This is a genomic window from Pseudomonas sp. NPDC089408, from assembly GCF_044749445.1.
GTDB lineage: Bacteria > Pseudomonadota > Gammaproteobacteria > Pseudomonadales > Pseudomonadaceae > Aquipseudomonas.
On sequence record NZ_JBIVHY010000007.1, the window covers coordinates 1 to 19,882 of the forward strand.

General features: G+C 64.4%; 15 protein-coding genes. 5 read left to right on the plus strand and 10 right to left on the minus strand.

Annotated features, from left to right (window positions below; genetic code table 11):
* Positions 1-135 precede the first annotated feature (135 nt).
* Entirely contained in the window at positions 136-1,047 is a 912-nt protein-coding gene (locus ACIP02_RS13165; RefSeq protein WP_400617113.1) for a LysR substrate-binding domain-containing protein, read from the minus strand.
* 97 nt (positions 1,048-1,144) lie between these two features.
* On the opposite strand from ACIP02_RS13165, the gene ACIP02_RS13170 reads away from it, so the two are divergent.
* From ACIP02_RS13170 to ACIP02_RS13190, 5 genes are all read left to right on the plus strand, one after another.
* Positions 1,145-2,236 carry a tartrate dehydrogenase gene (locus ACIP02_RS13170; RefSeq protein ID WP_069943397.1) on the plus strand — a complete coding sequence of 364 codons (1,092 nt, stop codon included), beginning with the start codon at positions 1,145-1,147 and terminating at the stop codon, positions 2,234-2,236.
* Positions 2,237-2,431: 195 nt separating this feature from the next.
* The gene (locus tag ACIP02_RS13175) at positions 2,432-4,030 is read left to right on the plus strand and encodes a BCCT family transporter (protein WP_400617115.1); all 1,599 of its coding nucleotides are present in this window, start codon (positions 2,432-2,434) and stop codon (positions 4,028-4,030) included.
* A gap of 137 nt (positions 4,031-4,167) precedes the next feature.
* Complete coding sequence (locus ACIP02_RS13180; RefSeq protein ID WP_400617117.1) at positions 4,168-5,289, plus strand: aromatic ring-hydroxylating dioxygenase subunit alpha; 1,122 nt, start codon at positions 4,168-4,170, stop codon at positions 5,287-5,289.
* A gap of 78 nt (positions 5,290-5,367) precedes the next feature.
* Complete coding sequence (locus ACIP02_RS13185; RefSeq protein WP_400617119.1) at positions 5,368-6,339, plus strand: PDR/VanB family oxidoreductase; 972 nt, start codon at positions 5,368-5,370, stop codon at positions 6,337-6,339.
* 225 nt (positions 6,340-6,564) lie between these two features.
* Complete coding sequence (locus ACIP02_RS13190; protein ID WP_400617121.1) at positions 6,565-7,644, plus strand: PAS domain S-box protein; 1,080 nt, start codon at positions 6,565-6,567, stop codon at positions 7,642-7,644.
* A 151-nt stretch (positions 7,645-7,795) separates the two neighbouring features.
* On the opposite strand, the gene ACIP02_RS13195 is transcribed toward ACIP02_RS13190, so the two are convergent.
* From ACIP02_RS13195 to ACIP02_RS13235, 9 genes are all read right to left on the minus strand, one after another.
* Positions 7,796-8,638: a LuxR C-terminal-related transcriptional regulator gene (locus ACIP02_RS13195; RefSeq protein ID WP_400617124.1), complete on the minus strand. Its 843-nt coding sequence runs from the start codon at positions 8,636-8,638 to the stop codon at positions 7,796-7,798.
* Between the two features lie 53 nt (positions 8,639-8,691).
* Positions 8,692-10,104: an aminotransferase gene (locus ACIP02_RS13200; protein WP_400617126.1), complete on the minus strand. Its 1,413-nt coding sequence runs from the start codon at positions 10,102-10,104 to the stop codon at positions 8,692-8,694.
* 33 nt (positions 10,105-10,137) lie between these two features.
* Entirely contained in the window at positions 10,138-11,241 is a 1,104-nt protein-coding gene (locus tag ACIP02_RS13205; RefSeq protein ID WP_400617128.1) for a polyamine ABC transporter substrate-binding protein, read from the minus strand.
* Positions 11,242-11,526: 285 nt separating this feature from the next.
* Positions 11,527-12,228, minus strand: coding sequence for an NAD(P)H-dependent oxidoreductase (locus ACIP02_RS13210; RefSeq protein WP_400617130.1), 702 nt, complete (start codon positions 12,226-12,228; stop codon positions 11,527-11,529).
* A gap of 43 nt (positions 12,229-12,271) precedes the next feature.
* Positions 12,272-13,684: an aldehyde dehydrogenase family protein gene (locus ACIP02_RS13215; RefSeq protein ID WP_400617133.1), complete on the minus strand. Its 1,413-nt coding sequence runs from the start codon at positions 13,682-13,684 to the stop codon at positions 12,272-12,274.
* A complete protein-coding gene (locus ACIP02_RS13220; RefSeq protein ID WP_400617135.1) occupies positions 13,677-14,867 on the minus strand; it encodes a pyridoxal phosphate-dependent aminotransferase in 1,191 nt (396 codons plus the stop codon). Before ACIP02_RS13220 ends, ACIP02_RS13215 begins: the two co-directional genes overlap by 8 nt.
* Before the next feature lie 24 nt (positions 14,868-14,891).
* Complete coding sequence (gene alr, locus ACIP02_RS13225) at positions 14,892-16,121, minus strand: alanine racemase (RefSeq protein ID WP_400617137.1); 1,230 nt, start codon at positions 16,119-16,121, stop codon at positions 14,892-14,894.
* 34 nt (positions 16,122-16,155) lie between these two features.
* Positions 16,156-17,763 carry a 5-guanidino-2-oxopentanoate decarboxylase gene (locus ACIP02_RS13230; protein WP_400617139.1) on the minus strand — a complete coding sequence of 536 codons (1,608 nt, stop codon included), beginning with the start codon at positions 17,761-17,763 and terminating at the stop codon, positions 16,156-16,158.
* A complete protein-coding gene (locus tag ACIP02_RS13235; RefSeq protein WP_400617142.1) occupies positions 17,756-19,873 on the minus strand; it encodes an acetate--CoA ligase family protein in 2,118 nt (705 codons plus the stop codon). The genes ACIP02_RS13230 and ACIP02_RS13235 overlap by 8 nt, the downstream gene beginning before the upstream one ends.
* Positions 19,874-19,882: the final 9 nt, after the last annotated feature.

Genomic DNA, 19,882 nt, shown 5'->3' on the forward strand with positions numbered 1-19,882 from the left:
TGTAGGAGCGGCCTTGTGTCGCGATGGGCTGCGAAGCAGCCCCGGCAATTTGTGCGATAACGCTGAAACCCGGGGGCTGCTTCGCAGCCCATCGCGACACAAGGCCGCTCCTACACAAAGCACGCATCAGGTCCTCTACCCCGGCAGGCTGTAGCGCTCGGCAAAATACTGCCGGAAAAAATCCACCGCCACCCGCACCTTGGCCGAGCTGGCCAGCGGCGAGGTGTACACCGCCCAGATATCCGCCGGTTGGTGATAGTCCTCCAGCACCTGCACCAGCCGCCCGTCCTGCAGGCTGTCGTGCACGTCCCACCATGAACGCAGCAATATTCCGCGCCCGTCCAGGCACCACTGGTGCGCCACTTCACCATGGTTGGTCGACAAGCCGCCAGTCACGCGCACCCCCTCTTCACCGTCCGGCCCCATCAACTGCCACACACCAAACGGGTGGTCGCGTTCCTTGATCACCAGGCAATCGTGGCTGGCCAGGTCGCCCAGCACTTTGGGCGTGCCGCGCCGGGCCAGATACGTCGGCGCGGCGCACAATACACGGCGGTTGCGCGCCAGCGGCTTGGCGATCAGGTTGGGAGCAATGGCATTACCCACGCGGATATCCAGGTCGACACCTTCGGCAATCAGGTCCACCAGGCGGTCGTGCACGTCCAGGCGAATGTCCAGCCGCGGGTAGCGCTCGGCGAGCTCCGACAGGGCCGGCGCCACGAAGCGTCGGCCCAGGCCCAGGCTGCTGGCAATGCGCAACTGCCCGGCCGGCTCACGGTGCTGGGCGCTGATGTCATCGCCCATGCGCTGCACCGCATCAAAAATCTGCAGCGCCCACTGGTACACCCGCTCGCCCTCCTCGCTCACCGTCACCCGCCGGGTGGTGCGGTGCAGCAGGCGTACCTCAAGGGTTTGCTCCAGCATGCGAATGCGCTTGCTGATGTAGGCCGCCGACATGCCCAGCTCGTCGGCCACGGCCGCAAAGCTGGCGCGTTTGGCCACCTGCAGGAAGATGTTGAGGTCTTCAAGGTTGGGCAGATTGTTCACGTAACGTGTTCCAAGAATCCATGATCGGCCGGATTATCTCCGGAGCAAGCCCTTATAGCATGGCCAGCACCTGTTCCCTAGACAACGAGTGCACCCCATGAGCAAGACGTTCAGAATCGCGGCAATCCCAGGCGATGGCATCGGCAACGAAGTACTGCCAGAAGGCATTCGCGTGGTCGAGGCTGCGGCACGCAAGCACGGCCTGGACATCAGCTTCGAGTTCTTCGAGTGGGCCAGCTGCGATTACTACCTGGCCCACGGCAAGATGATGCCGGACGACTGGTTCGAACAGCTCAAAGGCTTCGACGCCCTGTACTTCGGTGCCGTCGGCTGGCCAGACAAGGTACCGGACCACATCTCGCTGTGGGGCTCGCTGCTCAAGTTCCGCCGCGACTTCGACCAGTACGTGAACATCCGCCCGGTGCGCCTGTTCCCAGGTGTACCGTGCCCGCTGGCCGGCCGTGAGCCAGGCGACATCGACTTCGTGGTCATCCGCGAAAACACCGAAGGCGAATACTCGTCGTTGGGTGGACGCATGTTCGAAGGCACCGAGAACGAGTTCGTACTGCAGGAATCGGTGTTCACCCGCCGCGGCGTCGACCGCATCCTCAAGTACGCCTTCGACGTGGCCCAGACCCGCGAACGCAAGCACGTTACCTCGGCGACCAAGTCCAACGGCATGGCCGTGAGCATGCCGTACTGGGACGAACGCACCGCGGCCATGGCGGCCAATTACCCGGAAATCAGCTGGGACAAGCAGCACATCGATATCCTCTGCGCGCGCTTCGTGCTGCAACCGGACCGTTTCGACGTGGTGGTGGCCTCCAACCTGTTCGGCGACATCCTCTCCGACCTCGGCCCGGCCTGCGCCGGCACCATCGGCATCGCGCCGTCGGCCAACCTCAACCCCGAGCGCAAGTTCCCGTCGCTGTTCGAACCGGTACACGGTTCGGCGCCAGACATCTACGGCAAGAACATCGCCAACCCGATCGCGATGATCTGGTCGGGTGCGCTGATGCTCGACTTCCTCGGCAACGACGGCGCCGACCCACGCTACCGCGCCGCCCACGACGACATCCTCAAGGCCATCGAGCAGGTCATCGCCGCCGGTGACGTAACCCGCGACATGGGTGGCCAGCAGTCCACCCAGCAAGTGGGCCAGGCCATCACCGCGCTGGTCGAAGCCTGATGCTCAAGGGGCCGATTGTCAGGACTGTCTGACAATCGGCCCCTTGCCTCTTGCGAGCGGCGTGGATTGTATGCAAAATCTGTTAACCATTAGATATTTGTTAATTAACAGTTAACAACCAAGGAAGGAGTGGTACTGCAACACCCCGGATGCCTGCCGGGTATAACAAGTACGCCAACGTCCCAGGAGACGATGATGTCGCACAAGAATAAAAAGATTGATGTGTTCCTGATTACCGTGAGCCTGATTGCCGTGCTGCTCACCGTGATCGGCCTTGCAGCCTTCCCCGCCCAGGCTGAAAGCGCTGCAAACCAGCTGTTCGAACTGTCCACCCGCACCTTTGGCACCAGCGTGCAGATCCTGGTGTTCGGCAGCACCCTGGCCGTGCTGTACTTGGCATTCAGCAAGTACGGCAATATCCGCCTGGGCAGTGGCAAGCCTGAATACGCCACCGCCACCTGGGTGTTCATGTTCATCTGCGCCGGCATGGGTTCGTCGACCCTGTACTGGGGCGTGATGGAATGGGCCTACTACTACCAGACCCCAGGCCTGAACATTGCCGCCGCTACCCCCAAGGCGCTGGAGTACAGCATTGGCTACTCGTTCTTCCACTGGGGTATCAGCGCCTGGTCGATCTACGCCCTGGCTTCGCTGGCCATGGCGTATCACTTTCATGTGCGCAAGAAGAGCGGCCTGAACCTGGCCTCGATCGTCGAAGCGGTGACCGGCTTCAAGGCTACCGGCCCGGTAGGCCGCAGCGTCGACCTGATCTTCCTGCTGACCATGATGGGTGCATTGACTGTTTCGCTGGCCCTTACGGCTTCGACCCTGACCCGTGGCCTGCATGACCTGACCGGCACCCCGGACACCTTCACCGTGCAACTGATGGTGATCGGTGGCGTGGCCGTGATGTTCTCGCTCAGTTCGTACATCGGTATCGATGGCGGCCTGCAGCGCCTGAGCAAAATGGTGTGCATCGGCGCGCTGGTATTTGCCGCCGTGGTCCTGCTGGTCGGGCCTACCCAGTTCACCATCAACAACACCGCCAACTCGATTGGCCTGATGATGCAGAACTACGTGCACATGAGCCTGTTCACCGACCCGGCCGGGGACGGTGCCTTCACCCGCAACTGGACGGTGTTCTACTGGCTGTGGTGGGTGTCGTACGCACCGGGCGTGGCCATGTTCGTGACCCGCGTGTCGCGTGGTCGGCAGATCAAGGAAGTGGTCCTTGCGCTGCTGCTGGGCGGTAGCTTCGGTTGCTGGTTCTTCTTCGGCGCACTGGAAAGCTACAGCATGCACCAGTTCATCACTGGCGCAGTGGATGTACCGAAGATGCTCGCCGAACAAGGCGGTGAATCGGCGGTGACCCACCTGCTGCTGGCGTTGCCATGGGGCCAGCTGTTCCTGGGCGTGTACCTGTTCATCATGGCCATCTTCTGTGCCTCGCACATGGATGCCGCAGCCTACGCGGTAGCTGCCACCAGCACCCGCAACCTGCGCGAAGGCGACGATCCGACGCCCACCCACCGCCTGTTCTGGTGCGTGGTGCTGACCCTGGTACCGCTGGCCATGCTGTTCGCCAAAGCGTCGCTGTCGACCATGAAGACGGCCGTGGTACTGACTGCGATCCCGTTCATGGTGATTCTGCTGGTGAAGATCTACGGCTTCTTCAAGTGGATGTTCGCCGACTACGGCCAGGTTTCTGCCCATGTCATCGAGGAAGAAGCGGCACGCTTGGCTGGCGAGGAGCCCGCCGAGCGCGCACCCCGCAGCGCCGCTGCGGTGCACTGATCAACCTGCACTGACCGACACTGTAGAAGGGGCTGCCCGGCAGCCCCGTTGGATGGCTGCAAATTTTTTTGCCTGATCTGTTAACCAACAGATACGCGTTAACCAACAACTATAAACCGAGCTTGTGAGACCCTGTCATGAATGACTTCAAACGCCTGCCCGCCGATTTCTGTGCGAACGCCGAAGAGGCCTTCACCCTACCCGCCAACTTTTACACCCAGGCTTCGGTGTTCGAGCATGAGAAGGAAGCCATCTTCGCCCGTAGCTGGATCTGCGTAGGCCACCGCAGCGAAGTGGCAGATAACAACGCCTACATCACCCGCGAAGTGATTGGCGAAAGCATCATCGTCGTGCGTGGCCGTGACAGCGTGCTGCGCGCGTTCTACAACGTCTGCCCGCACCGTGGCCACCAGCTGCTCAGCGGCAGCGGCAAGGCCAAGAACGTGATCACCTGCCCGTACCACGCCTGGACCTTCAAGCTCGACGGCGAACTGGCCCACGCCCGCAACTGCGACAACGTGGTCAACTTCGACAAGGAAAACTCCACCCTGGTGCAGCTGCGCGTAGAGGAATACGCCGGCTTCATCTTCATCAACATGGACATGGACGCCGGCTCTGTCGAAGACCAGCTGCCAGGCATGCAAGCGCGCATGCGTGAAGCCTGCGCGGTCATCGACGACCTGCACCTGGCGGCGCGCTTCGTCAGCGACACCCCGGCCAACTGGAAGTCGATCGTCGACAACTACCTCGAGTGTTACCACTGCGCCCCTGCCCACCCGGGCTTCTCCGACTCGGTCGACGTTGGCCAGTACAGCCACAGCATGCATGGCAACTGGACCCTGCAATACGGCCTGGCCAAGCCGTCGGAGCAGTCGTTCAAGTTCGATGAAAGCGTGAAGGACCCGTCGTTCGCCGGTTTCTGGGCCTGGCCATGCACCATGTTCAACGTACCACCAGGGGCTAACTTCATGACCGTGATCTACGAGTTCCCGGTCGATGCCGAAACCACCCTGCAGCACTACGACATCTACTTTCTCAACAAGGACATTACCGAAGAACAGCAGAAGCTGATCGACTGGTACCGCGAAGTGTTCCGCCCAGAAGACCTGCGCCTGGTCGAGAGCGTGCAGAAGGGCCTGAAGTCGCGCGGCTACCGTGGCCAGGGCCGGATCATGGCCGACCGCGAGCGCAGCGGCATGAGCGAACACGGCATTGCCCACTTCCATAACCTGATCGCCGTGGCCCACCTCGACGATTGATGGCAACCGCTCCACGTTTATTGGCACGTAAAGGTGCGCGGCAGGGCCTGCCGCGCACCCAGGCAGTCGAGGTGAACCATGGCCAACCCATATGAAATGTTCAGCGTCCGCGTCACCGACGTGGAACAAGCCACGCCGCTGATCAAGCGCTTTACCCTGGCCCGCGAAGACGGCGCGGCGATGCCCGCCTTCACCGGTGGTAGCCACGTCATCGTGCAGATGCAGGGCGCCGACGGCAGCCAGTTCAGCAACGCCTACTCGCTGATGAGCGACCCGCGTGACACCCGCAGCTACCAGATTGGCGTGCGCCTCGAAGAGCAGTCCAAGGGCGGCTCGGCGTTCATGCACCAGCAGGTGGAAGTCGGCACCCGCCTGACCATCTCCTCGCCCAACAATCTGTTCGCCCTGGACCCTGCGGCCGGCCGCCACGTGCTGATTGCCGGCGGTATCGGCATTACCCCGTTCCTGGCGCAACTGCATGAGCTGGAAGACGGCAGCGCCGACTATGAACTGCACTACGCCTTCCGCGCGCCGGAGCACGGTGCGTTCCAGGACCAGTTGGCCAGCGGCCCGCACGCTGAAAATACCCGTTTCTACATCGACAGCCTCGACCGCAAGCTCGACCTCGCCGCGCTGTGCGCGGGGCTGGATGAGCAAGCGCACCTGTACGTGTGCGGCCCCAAGCCGCTGATCGACGCCGTGATCACCTGCGCCGCCCAAGCCGGCATTGCCGAACACCGCGTGCACTGGGAACAGTTTGCCGCCACCCCAGTCACCGGCAGTGCCTTTACCGTGGTACTGGCGCAGTCGGGTATTGAACTGCAGGTGGAAGAAGGCATGACCATCCTGCAGGCCATCGAGAAGTCCAAGGCCGCGAAGGTCGAGTGCCTGTGCCGCGAAGGCGTGTGCGGTACCTGCGAGACGGCCATCCTTGAAGGTGAAGCCGAGCATTACGACCAGTACCTGAGTGATGACGAAAAGGCGGCGCAGCAGAGCATCATGCTGTGCGTTTCGCGTGCTCGGACTGCTCGCCTGGTGCTCGACCTCTGACTGACGCGGCCCCCTGTAGGAGCGGCCTTGTGTCGCGATGGGCCGCGCAGCGGCCCCTGCTGTGCCAAAGCAAAGATTCTGGGGCCGCTGCGCGCCCCTTCCGACCGGTCCGGCGCCCCGGCAAGGCCGCTCCTACAGGGATTTGCATATAGCTCAGGGTCGTCAACCAAAAGTTGACAGCTTGGGTATACTGGCAGGCTCTTGCCCAGATCAGGACACCTGCCGATGTTGGAAAACAACTTCGCCTTCCGCCTCAAGGAACTGCTCGAGCACCACAAGCTGACGCTGCAAGCCGTGGGCACGGCGCTGGGTATTTCGCGCACCGCGGTGCACAAGTGGACCCGCGGCGGCGAGATCGACTACGACAACCTGCGCAAGCTGGCCGACTTTCTCAAGGTCAACTGGATCTGGCTGCGCTACGGCGACGAGGCCCTGCAGAACATCCAGCAACCGCAGGTGGTCGAGCTGCCGATGACCGACCTGCGCCGGCGCCTGACCGCCGAAATCATGGAAAGCGAAACGCGCATGAAGCTGGCCCAGGAAGGCGCGCGCATCGTCACCTGGGAGTGGAACCTGATCAGCGACGAAGTCACCTACTCGCCCAACGTCGAGCAGGTGTATGGCTGGCCGGTGCACCACAACGAAGACTTCTGGAAACACCTGCCGAACGAAGACGTGCAGCACATGCAGGCGATGTACGCCGAGGCGGTGGCCAACGGCAGTGGTTGCGAGTGCGACTTCAGCATTACCCGCCCCGACGGTGAAGTACGCTGGATTTCTTCGCGCGCCACGGTGGTGCGCGACAGCGCCGGGCGCTCGGTGAAGATGGTCGGTATCAGCATGGACAACACCGAACGCCAGGTGGCCCAACAGGCGTTGAGCCAAAGCGAAGAACGCTTCCGGGCGATCTTCGAACTGGCCTGGGGCGCCCTCGCCTACATCGCCCCCGACGGCACCTGGCAAAGGGTCAACAACAGCCTGTGCGAACTGCTGGGTTATCGGCCCGATGAGCTGTACGGCATGACCTTCCAGCAGATCACCCACGCTGACGACCTGGCGCAGAACCTGCAATTACTGCAGCGCATGCTGGCTGGCGAAACCGAGCGTTACGAGGTGGAAAAACGCGTGCGCCACAAGAGCGGCGAGTACATCTGGGTACGCGCGCGCACCTCGCTGCAGCGTCGTGACAATGGCGAGCCGGAGCACCTGATCAGCGTGTTCGAAGACATCAGTGCCGAGCGCCAGGAGCATGAGCGGCTGCAGGCGCATATCGCCGCCCTGGAGGCCCGCCTGGCGACTTCGTAGCCTGCCGGCTGCGCACGCCCCTGTAGGAGCGGCCTTGTGTCGCGATGGGCCGCGCAGCGGCCCCAGGATTTTTGCCATGTCACAGATTGCCGGGGCCGCTGCGCGCCCCATCCGACCGGTCCGGCGCCCCGGCAAGGCCGCTCCTACAGGTTCACCGCAAGCCTGAATCCAGGTGATCGCCGCGCAACCAATCGATAAACCGCGCAAACAACTCCGACTGCGAGTTGATCGCCAGCTTCAAATACAGATTCTTCCGGTGCATGCGCACCGTCTCCGGCGAAATACCCAGCTCCAGCGCAGTGGACTTCACCGAATGCCCACGCAGAATCATGTGCGCCACCTCCCGCTCACGGTCGGTCAGCACCTGGCAGCCGAAGCTGTCGAACGCCGCCTGCAAGCTGCCCCTCTCAGCCGAAACAATTCCCGGCTCCAGGTTATGCCGGGCATAGCGCCCCAGCAGCTCGCGCACCATCGGCTCCAGCGCACGCAGCAGGTCCACCTGCCCGGCGCTCAGGGGCGTGCCGCTACAACCCTGGAACAGGCTCAGTGACAGCTTGCGGCCAGCGCTGAGGTCGACGATGTAGTAGCTGTCTTCACTGCAACCGGTGCCCAGGTAATAGGCCTTGTAATACTCACTGTCGAAGAAGTCGTCGGGGGCGATTTCCTGCAGGTGGTAGAAACCCTCGGCCAGGCCGCTTTGCACCGCCAGGCAAAACGGGTCAAGCAGGTAGCCGGCGCTGAAGTAGCGCTCCAACACCGCAGCGCGGTGCAATTCGGGGATGCCTTGCTGGTACAACAGCTGCGGCGCCTGCCCTTGGCACTCCAGGCTGATCATCATCGATTCAACCTGCACCAGCTGGCCAATGGCGGCAGCCACATGCACCAGCGCCTCGGGTGTTTCGCTATGCCCCAGCGCGCGCTGCAGCGCCGCGTGCCATTGCTGCAGCGCGCCCACGGTCAGGGTAAGCGGGGTGTCGGGAGAGGCCTGGGTCATGCCCGGCAGTCTAGCCTGCCAGGCACGCCCGCGCACAGCCCTTTGCGCCAGGCTCATCGGCCCTGATACAGGCCAAGCGCGGTCAGTTCCCGCGCGGTTTCGATGATGCACTGGCGCAGGGTATCGACGATCTCGTCCACCTGCGCATGGGTGATGATCAGCGGCGGCGACATCACGTTCAGGTGCATGATCGGCCGCACCAGCAGCCCTTTGGCCTGGGCCTTGCTGTGGATACGCTCGCCGATGTTCACCTCATCGGCAAACAGCGCCTTGCTGGCCTTGTCGGCAACGAACTCGACGCAGGCCATCAGCTTCATGCAACGCACATCGCCCACCAGCGGCAGCTCGCGCAGACTGTGCAAGCGTTGCTCCAGGTAGCCGCCAACGTCCTTGACGTGGTCGAGCAAGCGTTCGCGTTCGATGATCTCGATGTTCTTAAGCGCCGCCGTGCAGCACACCGGGTGCCCGCTGTAGGTAAAACCGTGGGTGAAGCAGCGGCCCTTGCCCGGCTCGGCAATCACCTGCCAGATACGTTCGGAGAAAATACATGCCCCCAACGGCAGGTAGGCCGAAGTCAGGCCCTTGGCGGTGGTGATGATGTCCGGGGTAACGCCAAACAGCTCCTCGCTGGCGAAGAAGGTGCCCAAACGCCCGAACGAGGTCACTACTTCGTCGGCGACGAACAGAATGTCGTAGGTCTGGCACAGCTGCCACATGCGCAGGAAGTAGCCCTTGGGCGGAATGATCACCCCGCCCGAGCCCATGATCGGCTCGGCAAAAAACGCCGCCACGTTGTCGGCGCCCAATGAGAGGATCTTGTCTTCGAACTCGGCCACCAGGAAGTCAAGGAACTCGGCCTCGTCCATGTCGTCCGGCGCGCGGTACGGGTTGGGGTTGGAGATATGGTGGATGAGGTCGTGGTGATAATCGAACTCCGGCACCCGGTCGGCGGCCTTGTTGCCGATCAACATGGTCAGGGTGGTGGAACCGTGGTAGGCATTGTAGCGGGCGATGATGTGCTTCTTGTGCGGCTTGCCGCGGCAGTTCTGGTAGTACTGGATCAGCCGGTAGGCGGTATCGACTGCGGTCGAGCCCCCGGTGGTGAGGAACACATGGTCGAGGTCGCCCGGCGCCAGTTGCGCCAGCTTCTGGCACAGCGCGATGGCAACGTCGTTGGCCATGTCCGAGAACGGGTTGGAATAGGCCAGCTGGCGTACCTGGTCGGCGATGGCCTGGGCCATTTCCTCACGACCCAGGCCAATGTTGGTGCACCACATGCCGCCAACTGCATCGAGGAAGCGGTTACCGTGGGTATCGCGGATGTAGGCGCCCTCGCCGGCAACGATGTTCAGCGCACCTTGCTCGCGGTGCTCGTCGAATACGTGGTAGCCGTGCATGTAGTGGGCCTTGTCGGCTTCCACCAGCGGGTCGTGGGCAATCGCGAATGCTTTGCTTGGGGTGGCCATGGGCAGCTCCTTGGGGAAATCGTTGGGCAGTGTTCAGAAACCGGTTTTGACCGTGCTCCAGACCCGGGTGATCGCACGCATGTCCTTCGGGCTCTGGGTTTTCTGCGCGAACAGGCGTTCGCGTGTGGAGGCGTCGGGGTAGATGGCCGGGTCCTGGCGGATCTCGTCACGCACCAGCGCAGTGGCGGCAGCGTTGCTGTTGGCGTAGTGGATGTAATCGGTGACCTTGGCCATGGTCTGCGGTTGCAGCAGGAATTCGATGAAACGGTGGGCGTTGGCCGCGTGCGGCGCATCTTTGGGGATGTACAGGTTGTCGAACCAGATCAGCGAACCTTCCTGGGGGATGAAGAACGACAGCTTGATGTCCTTCTTCGCTTCCACCGCACGGGCCTGGGCAGTGGCGTAGTCACCGGACCAGGTCAGCGCCAGGCAGACATCGCCGTTGGGCAGGCTGGTCAGGTAGTTGACCGAATCGAACTTGCGAATGTACGGGCGGATGCCCAGCAGCAGTTGTACGGCGGCCTTGAGGTCGGCTGGCGAGGCGCTGCGCGGGTCCTTGCCCAGGTACTGCAGGGCCAGCGGGATGACTTCGGTGGGTGCGTCCATCAGCGTGACGCCGCAGTCGGCGAAGCGCGAGACGATTTTCGGGTCGAACAGCATGGCCAGCGAACCGATTGGCGCATCGGGCATGCGCGCGGTGATCTTGTCGACGTTGTAGGTTACCCCCGAGCTGCCCCAGGTGTAGGGCGCCGAGTATTTCAGGCCGGGGTCGTAGCCTTGCAGGTTGTTCACCACCTGCTGGTCGAGGTTGTGCCAGCTGGGCAGTTGCTGCTTGTCCAGCGGCTGAAACACCCCGGCGCTGATCAGCGGTGGCACCAGGGACGCATTGAGCATGACCAGGTCGTAACCGGAGCGGCCGGTGAGCAGTTTGGTCTGCACCGTTTCGTAGCCGTCGAAGGTGTCGTAGATGACCTTGATGCCGGTGGCCTTCTCGAAGTCGGCCAGGGTGGTTTCACCGATGTAGTCGGTCCAGTTGTACAACCGCAACGTGTTACTGCTGTCCACCTCTGCTGCCTGGGCCAGGCTGACGCCTGACACCAGCAGCAGACCACCGATCACCTTCAGTACCTTGCGCATGGCAACTCCATCGTGTGAATGCTCCGGATCGAGCCGATGGGGTCACTATCGAGGGATTTGCCGAAGGCGGACATACCCCGAATGTGTGGGTGGTCGTTTTCAGTGCATGCTCTCAAGGCCGATACGGTCCCTGTGTAGGAGCGGCTTTAGCCGCGAACACCGGCACAGCCGGTGCCATCCACCGCGCTGGATTGTTCGCGGCGGTTCGACGCCTCGATAAACCCGCTCCTACAGGGACCGCGTACAGCCCGAGGCTGGCGGAGAGCCTGCAGGACCGCGCTCGGCTCAGGGGAGCGGGTAAAGCGCCTCATCGAACTGCGCCAGCTGCGGGAACACCAGCGGCTGGTCATCGGAGAGCTGCTCCAGGCGCTGCCGATACTGCTGCAGGAAACCCTGCCGCGCTTCATCACTGATATACGGCACATGCCAGGCCACAAACGGCGCCAGCACGTCAAAGCCAACATAGGCCAGCGTGCCACGCAAAATCGGCCGCAGCATGTCCTCCAGCGGCCCGTGAATGGCCCCCTCGCCAAACATGTGCTCGCGCCCGCCCAGGGTCACGGTCACCAGCGCCTTCTTGCCGGCCAACCCGCCCTGGTCGTAGAAGCGCTTGCCGCCATAACACACCCCCGACACCAGCACCCGGTCGATCCAGCCCTTGAGCATCGCCGGCGCCGAGAACCAGAAGATCGGGAAGTTCAGCACCAGCAAATCTGCCCACAACAGCTTGTCCAGCTCCTGCTGGATATCCGCGGCAATGGCACCACGCTTGACCCCCTGGCGCTGCTCCAGGGCATACACCAGGTAATCGGGGTTTTCGCGCTGGGTAAAATCATCGGCACTGGCCACCGGGTTCCAGCCCATGGCGTACAGGTCGCTGACCTGCACCTGGTGGCCCTGGGCGCGGAAGGTTTCCACCGCCTGGTCACGCAGGGCAGCGGTGAACGATTGCGGCTCGGGGTGAGCGTGGACGATCAGTACATTCACAAACATTCTCCTCACACAAAACAGGTTGTCTTGTCGCTGTCACTCAGCACTGCACAGCCTTGATCTCGACGAACTCCGCCAGGCCCTCTTCGCCCCACTCACGGCCGTTGCCCGACTGCTTGTAGCCGCCGAACGGCGCCTGGTAATTGAAGCCGCCACCGTTGATGAAGCACTGCCCGGCACGTATCTGCCGCGCCAGGGCCAGGCCCTGCTCGCGGCTGCCGGCCCACACTGCGCTGGACAGGCCAAATGGCGAGTCATTGGCCAGCGCCAGGGCCTGCGCTTGGTCGGTATAAGGAATCAGGCACAGCACCGGGCCGAAAATTTCCTCCTGGGCAATGCGCATGCGGTTGTCGACATCGGCAAACAACGTCGGCGCCACGTAGAAGCCACGCTCGAAACCACCGCTGTCACCCCCGCACAACAAGCGCGCGCCCTCCTCCTGGCCCAGGCGAATGTAGTCGAGCACCGTGCGCCGCTGCCCGGCGGAACACATCGGCCCGAGGAAGCTGCCTGGGTCGCGCGGGTCGCCCATGACCAGCGCACGGGTTTCGGCCTCGGCCATTTCCAGCGCCTCGGCATAACGGCTGGCCGGCAGCAGCATGCGGGTCAGCGCCGTGCAGGTTTGCCCCGAGTTGATCATTACGTCCTGCACGCCGTGGCGCACCGCTGCGTGCAGGTCGGCGTCGGCGGTAATCAGCAGCGGCGACTTGCCGCCCAGCTCCAGGCACACACGCTTCACCGTTGGCGCTGCCGCCTGCGACACCCGTACCCCGGCGCCGGTCGAGCCGGTGAACGAGACCATGTCCACCTGTGGGTGCCGGGCCAACGCCTCGCCGACCTTGGCCCCCGGGCCGCTGACCAGGTTGAACACCCCTGCCGGCAGCCCGATGGCTTCGATCATCTCGGCCAGCAAGAACGCGTGCAACGGTGTTTCCTGGCTGGGCTTGACCACCACCGTGCAACCGGCGGCCAACGCTGGCGCCAGCTTGCCGATCAGCTGGTGCAGCGGGTAGTTCCACGGGTTGATGAACGCGCACACGCCAATGGCCTCGCGGTACACCAGCGAGTTGCCGACTTCGCGTACCTCATCCATCAGCCCGGCCAGTTCGGCATATTGCGCCAGCCCGGCAATCGGGCCCTCGACCTGCACCGCCTGGCACCACTGCACCGGCATGCCCAGTTCGTCGGTGATCAGCGAGGCCATGTCGGCCACGCGGTGTTTCAGCTGCGTGGCCAGTGCCCGAATGTACCCCGCACGCACGCTGGACGACGTACGCGACCAACCATCAAAGGCCCGACGCGCCGCCAGCACCGCCCGGTCGACATCGGTTTCATCACCCAATGGCACGCGGCCGACGACCAGCTCGCTGGCCGGGTCGATCACCTCGGCCATGCCCTGCCCACTCGGCACCTGCCAGGCGCCGTCGATGTACAGCCGCGCATACTCACGCATTGGCCTGCTCCTGCATCAATTCAGCGGCACAGCGGGCGATGCGCTGGCAGGCGTCGGCCAAGGCCTCAGTGCCCAGCACCAGGCCCAGGCGAATGTGCCCGGCGGCACTGGGGCCGAACGCCTCACCGGCCAGTACCGACACGCCCTGGCTGTCCAGCAGGCGGTCGGCGAAGGCCTGGGCGCTAAGGCCGGTCTCGCGGATATCGACCATCACGAACATGCCGCCATCAGGCTTCAACGCCTTCAACCCCGGGCAACCCGCCAACTGTTCGCACACCCGGTCGCGGCGCTGGCGATAGGCCTCGCGCATGGCCTCCAGCTCGGGCAGTTGCTGCTCCAGCGCAACCACGGCAGCGTCCTGGATAAAGTCCGGCAAGCCGTACAGCATGCACAGGGCGAGGTTTTCCAGGTGCGCGGCCAGCTCGGCCGAGCCAACCACCCAGCCCACCCGCCAACCGGTCATGGCATGCGATTTCGACAGGCTGTTCAGCGTGGCGGTACGCTCGGCCATGCCCGGCAGGCTGGCGGGGCTGACATGCTCACCGTCGTACAGCAGCTCGCTGTACACCTCGTCAGAGATCAGCCACAGGTCATGCGCGACGCACAGCTCGGCCAGCGCCTCCCAGGTGGCGCGCGGCAGGCTTGCCCCCGAGGGGTTGTGCGGGCTGTTCAGGGCCAGCGCGCGGGTGCGCGGGGTAATACGGTCGGCAACGTCACGCGGGCATACCCGGAAACCGTTCTCGGGCTTGACCGGCACCGGCACCACCTTGGCGCCACAGGCACCGAACACGGCCTCGTAGGTTACGTACATCGGTTCGGCAACGATCACTTCATCGCCCGGGTCAAGCACGCACTGGGCCACGCAGAACAGCGCGCACTGCGCACCTGCCAGTACCGTCACCTGCTCGGCGTTCACCGTTTGGCCGCTGCGTAGTCGGTGGCGGTTGGCGATGGCCTGGCGCAGCGCCTGCTTGCCGCGCACATCGGCGTAATGGGTGTGGCCGGCGCGCAGGCTGTCGATGGCCGCCTCGACGATTGGCGTGGGGGTATCGAAGTCCGGGTCACCCACCGACAACAACAGGATGTCCTTGCCTTCGGCCTGCAGCGCCAGGGCGCGGTAGTGGATGTCCCAGGCAGCAGCCCCGTCGCCGGCGATGCGTTGGGTGAGCTTGGCGTAGCGCATGGCTATCTCCCTTCAATGGCGGTTTCAGTCGACGAGCATCTTCGGGTTGGCGCTGCCCCACACGGTGTACAGGTCGGCGAGCAGCGCGTCGTTGATTTCTTCCATCTCGGCCTGGGTTATTTCAGCCCCGGCCTGCTTGCCGAACAGCACCACTTCGTTGCCACCCTTCACGTCCGGAAAATCGGTGACATCCACCATCAGCGTGTTCATCGAGACCTTGCCCACCACCGGCACGCGGTGGCCGTTGATCAGCACATGGCCCTTGTTGGTAAAGACCCGGCGGTAGCCGTCGGAGTAGCCGACGGTGATGTTGGCCAGCCGCGAGTCCCGGGCCAGGGTGAAGGTGCGGTCGTAGCCAACGGTGTTGCCGGCCGGGTAACTGTGTACCGCTGCCACGTGCGACTTGAACTGCATGGCACGTTTGTATTCGGTGCGCGCCGGCACGGTGTCACCGAACAGCGCGCCACCGGTACGTACCATGTCCAGGCGCGCTTCCTGCACCTCCAGGGTAGCGAACGAGTTGGCCGCGTGCAGGGTGAGCTTGCTGCGGTCGAGCCTGGCGTGCTTGATCAGCCAGTCGGTCTGTTCGTTGAACGCCGCCAGGCCCTTGCGCACATCGTCCTTGTCCTCCACGGCGAAGTGAGTCATCAACGCGACCAGCTTGAGGTGTTTCTGGTCGGTGATCTGCAGCGCTTCGCCACGGCCGGACCAGGTGGTCATCTCCACCCCGTTACGGCTCATGCCGCTGGAGTTGAGCGCCATGTGAATGCGCAGGGTCTTGCCATGGCGTGCGGCAATGGCATCGACCTGGCGGGCGAATTCGGCGCTGCCGACCAGCTCTTCCATGTCGTACTGCAAGCCGTCCTCCAGCTCGCTGAGGCTGGCCAGGCGAACCCGCACCAGTTGCCCGGTAAAGCCGCTGGCGCGGACCACACGGGCCTCTTCGTTACTGGCCACCGCCACGCAGGGCACGCCCTGGGCGATGATCGACGGCATCACCAGGCCGATGCCATGGCCATAGGCGTCAGCCTTGAGCACGGCGCACAGCCTGGACTTGCCGCCCAGCTCGGCTTGCAAGGTGCGGATGTTGTGTTGCAGGGCGCTGGCACTGACTTCGACCCAGGCGTTGCTGTTCTGCACGGTCAGGGCGTTGGTGCCGTTGTCCATCGACAGCGGTGGTGCAGCGTACAGCGGGGCCTGGCCGGTGATCAGCAGGGCCAGGGATGCAGCCAGCAGGGTGCGGCGAAATGGCATGGTGGTTTCTCTTGTTATTTTGGTTATGCGCGACTTAGCAGACGCAAGTGTGTTTGAGTTCGATGAAGGTCACGCCGGGTGTGGCGAAACCGCTGGCCAGGTCGGCCTGCAGCCCGTCCAGGTCACGCGGCTGGCGCACCGCGCAGCCAAAGGCGCGGGCCAGGCCGATGAAGTCCGGGTTGCGCGGCAGCACGCCGACCGGCTCGATATCCAGGCCGAGCATGTCGTCGCGGATCTGGCCGAGGGCGTCGTTGTTCCACAACAGTACCACCAGCGGCCGGTCCAGTTCCTCGACTGCCGTGGCCAGTTCCTGGGCGGTGTAGAGGAAGCCGCCGTCGCCGACCAGCACCAGGCCGGGGCGATGGTCAGTGGCGAGCATGCCACCGATGCCGGCCGGCAGGCCGTAGCCGAGTGTGCCGTAGCCGGTCGGGTGCAGCCAGCTGCGCGGCGCCTGGCTGGCAAAGGCGTAGTTGCCGGTGTAGGCCAGTTGGGTCATGTCGCTGCTGATGAAGGCGTCGCTGGGCAGTACCGCGGCAATGCGGTCCAGAATCGCCTGGTGCGTGGCCTGCAACGATGCATGGCCGTTGCGGATGGCCTGGCGCAGGTTGGCCACCGCCTCACTGGCCTGGGCCGGGTCGCGCTTGAGTTCCGGCAAGTGTTCGAGCAGACCGGCCAGGGTTTGCCGGGCGTCACCGTGCAGGGCCATGGCACAGGGGTAGAAGTCGTTGAACTTGCGCGGGTCGATATCCACGCGCAGCAGTTCGCCATTGAGCGGCAAACGCTCACGCCAGTAGTCGGTATCGGCCATTTCGGTGCCCACCGCCAGCACCACGTCAGCCTGGCTGATCAACTGCCAGCCGGGCTCCACGCACAGGCTGGACCCGGCATTCAGGGGGGCGTCCGGCGGCAAAAGGCCTTTGCCGGCCACGCTGGTGAACAGCGGCGCAGCCAACCGGGTGCTCAGTTGCTGCAATTGTTCGGCCGCGTGCAATGCACCGCCACCGGCAATGATCATCGGCCGCTTAGCAGCGGCCAGCTTCAGGGCCGCCTGGTCAAGGATTTCGCGGCACGGCTGGCCACGACCGGGGCGGCGTACCACGTCATGGCTCCAGTCACGGCTGACCGGCGCAGCCAGCACGTCCAGCGGCACCGAGATATGCACCGGGCGCGGCCGTTCGCTGTCGAACACCGCCCAGGCCCGGGCGATCAGCTCGGGCAGGTCTTCGCCACGCAACGCCACGGCAGAGAACGCGGTGATCGGCGCGGTCATGGCGCGCTGGTCCTGGGTTTCATGCAGGCAGCCCCAGCCCTTGCCCAGGCTGGCGGTGTGGTTGACGCTGGAAATCACCAGCATCGGCACCGAGTCGGCGTAGGCCTGGCCGATGGCGGTGGCGGCGTTGGTCACGCCCGGGCCGGTAATGACGAAGCACACGCCCGGCTTGCCACTTACCCGGGCATAGCCGTCGGCCATGAAGCCGGCGCCTTGCTCGTGGCGGGTCAGCACATGGCGTATGCCGCTGCCCGGCAGGCCACGGTACAGCTCCAGGGTGTGCACCCCGGGGATGCCGAACACTGTTTCCACGCCGTAGTTGGCCAGCAGGCGCACCAGCGCCTGGCCGGCGGTCAGGGTCAGGTCATTCATGTCGTTCTCCTTGCGCCTGGCCGAGGCGGATCAGCGCGTCGACCGCGGTGGTGCCGTGGGCACCGACCATCAATGGGTTCACATCCAGCTCCAGAAGCTGCCCAGCGTTTTCGCAGGCATAGTCGGCCACCGCACGGATGGCCGCGACCAAGGCGTCGAGGTCGGCAGCCGGGCGGCCCCGGAAGCCTTGCAGCAGGCTGGCACTGCGCAGGTTCAGCAGCGCCGCTCGAATGGCGCGGTCGGTGGTGGGCAGCAGCAGGCTGACGCTGTCTTTCAACAGCTCGACCAGCACACCGCCGGCGCCGATCACCAGGGCCAGGGCGAAGTCGTTCTCGCGCTTGATGCCGACGATCAGTTCGGCCAATGGCGGCTCGGCCATCGGCTCCAGCAGTACCTGGTCGAACGGCACCTGCGGGGCATAGGCGGCGATGCGTTGGCGCATCTGTACCAGCGCGGCTTCAAGGGCGGCGGCATCGCGCAGGTTCAGCGCCACCGCGCCAGCTTCGGTCTTGTGTGGCAGCTGCGCACTGACGGCCTTGAGCACCAGCGGGTAGCCCACCTGGGCGGCGTCCGTAACGGCGCGCTCGGGCGTGCTCAGCACGCCGGCCGGCACCGGCAGGCCGAAAGCACGCAAGGCTTGCTTGGATTGCCACTCGTCCAGCAGGCGGGTTTCACCGGCCAGGGCCTGCGGGCACAGCGGTACCCGTGCAGCCTCGCCCTGTTCCAGTAGCTGCGAGCGATTGCGCTGGTAGGCGACAATGCGGCCCCAGGCTGCCATGCCGTCTTCCACGCCCTGCAGGGCAGCGATGCCGCGCGCATGCAGGCGCTCGCGCGCGCTGGCAGGCAACAACTCGGGGAAGGCCGAGGTGACGAAGCCGATTTTGCCGTGGCGCTCGAGCGCATCGCAGTACAGCGCCAGCAGCAGGTCACACTCCTTGCGCTCGCCAGTGAACTCCGCCGGGTAGTCCAGCACCAGCATGGCCGCGTCGGCAGCACCGCCAAGGGTGCTGTCGAGCATGCGTTGCAGGGCTGCTTCATCCCCCCAGATGGCGGTGGTGAAGTCCAGTGGGTTGACCAGGTTGGCATAGGCCGGCAGCACTTTGGCCAGCGTTGCCACCTGCGTTTGGGCAAGCTTCGGCAAGCTCAACTGGTTACGCTCGGCATAGTCGGCAATCAGGCCGGCATCGCCACCCGAACAGGCCAGCGCGATCAGCTCGCCGTCTGCCGGCAAGCGCCCACAGGCGGCAGCTTTGAGGGTTTCGACGAAGCTCACCGGGCCGCTGACGCGGATCACCCCCAGCCGCTGGAACAAGCTGTCGTACAGGGCATCGGAGCCGGACAGCGAACTGGTGTGGCTGAGCGCCAGTTCGGCACCGATCTGCGACACACCGGTCTTCAGCGCAATGATCGGTGTACCCTGCTGCAAGGCTTTGCTGGCAGCACGGGCGAAGCCCGGCACGTTCTTCAGGCCTTCCAGGTGCAGGCCGATGGCGGTCACCCGTGGGTCGTCGAGCAGCACGTCCATCAGTTCGGCCACGCCCAGTTGCGCCTGGTTGCCGACCGAAGCCATATAGGCCACCGGCAGCGAGCGGTCGCACATCGACAGGTTGTAGGCGAAGTTGCCGCTCTGGGTGAGGATCGCCACGCCCTGTTCCACCTGCTGGCCGCCGTGCGCCACCGGCCACAGCGCGGCGCCGTGCAGGTAGTCGAGCAGGCCGTAGCAGTTGGGGCCGAGCAAGGCCATGGTGCCGGCGGCATCGAGCAGGCGCTGCTGCAGCTGGCGGCCTTCCTCGCCGCTTTCGGCAAAGCCCGAGGCGTAGCAGATGGCGCCACCGGCGCCGCGTGCGGCAAACTCGGCAACGCACTGCAAGGTCAGCTCACGGTTGGTGGCAATGAACACCGCGTCCGGGGCGTAGGGCAAGTCGGCCACCCGTGCCACGCAGGGGATACCCTCGAGGCTTTGGTGCTGCGGGTTGACCAGCCACAGCTCGCCGCCAAAGCCACCTTCGGCGCAGCGCTTGAGCGCCCGCACCATGCTGCGCCCGCCCACGAAGGCCAGGTGCCGGGGCGCCAACAGGCGCTTGAGGTTGTCACGTATCGATTGCGACATGGGGGTTCT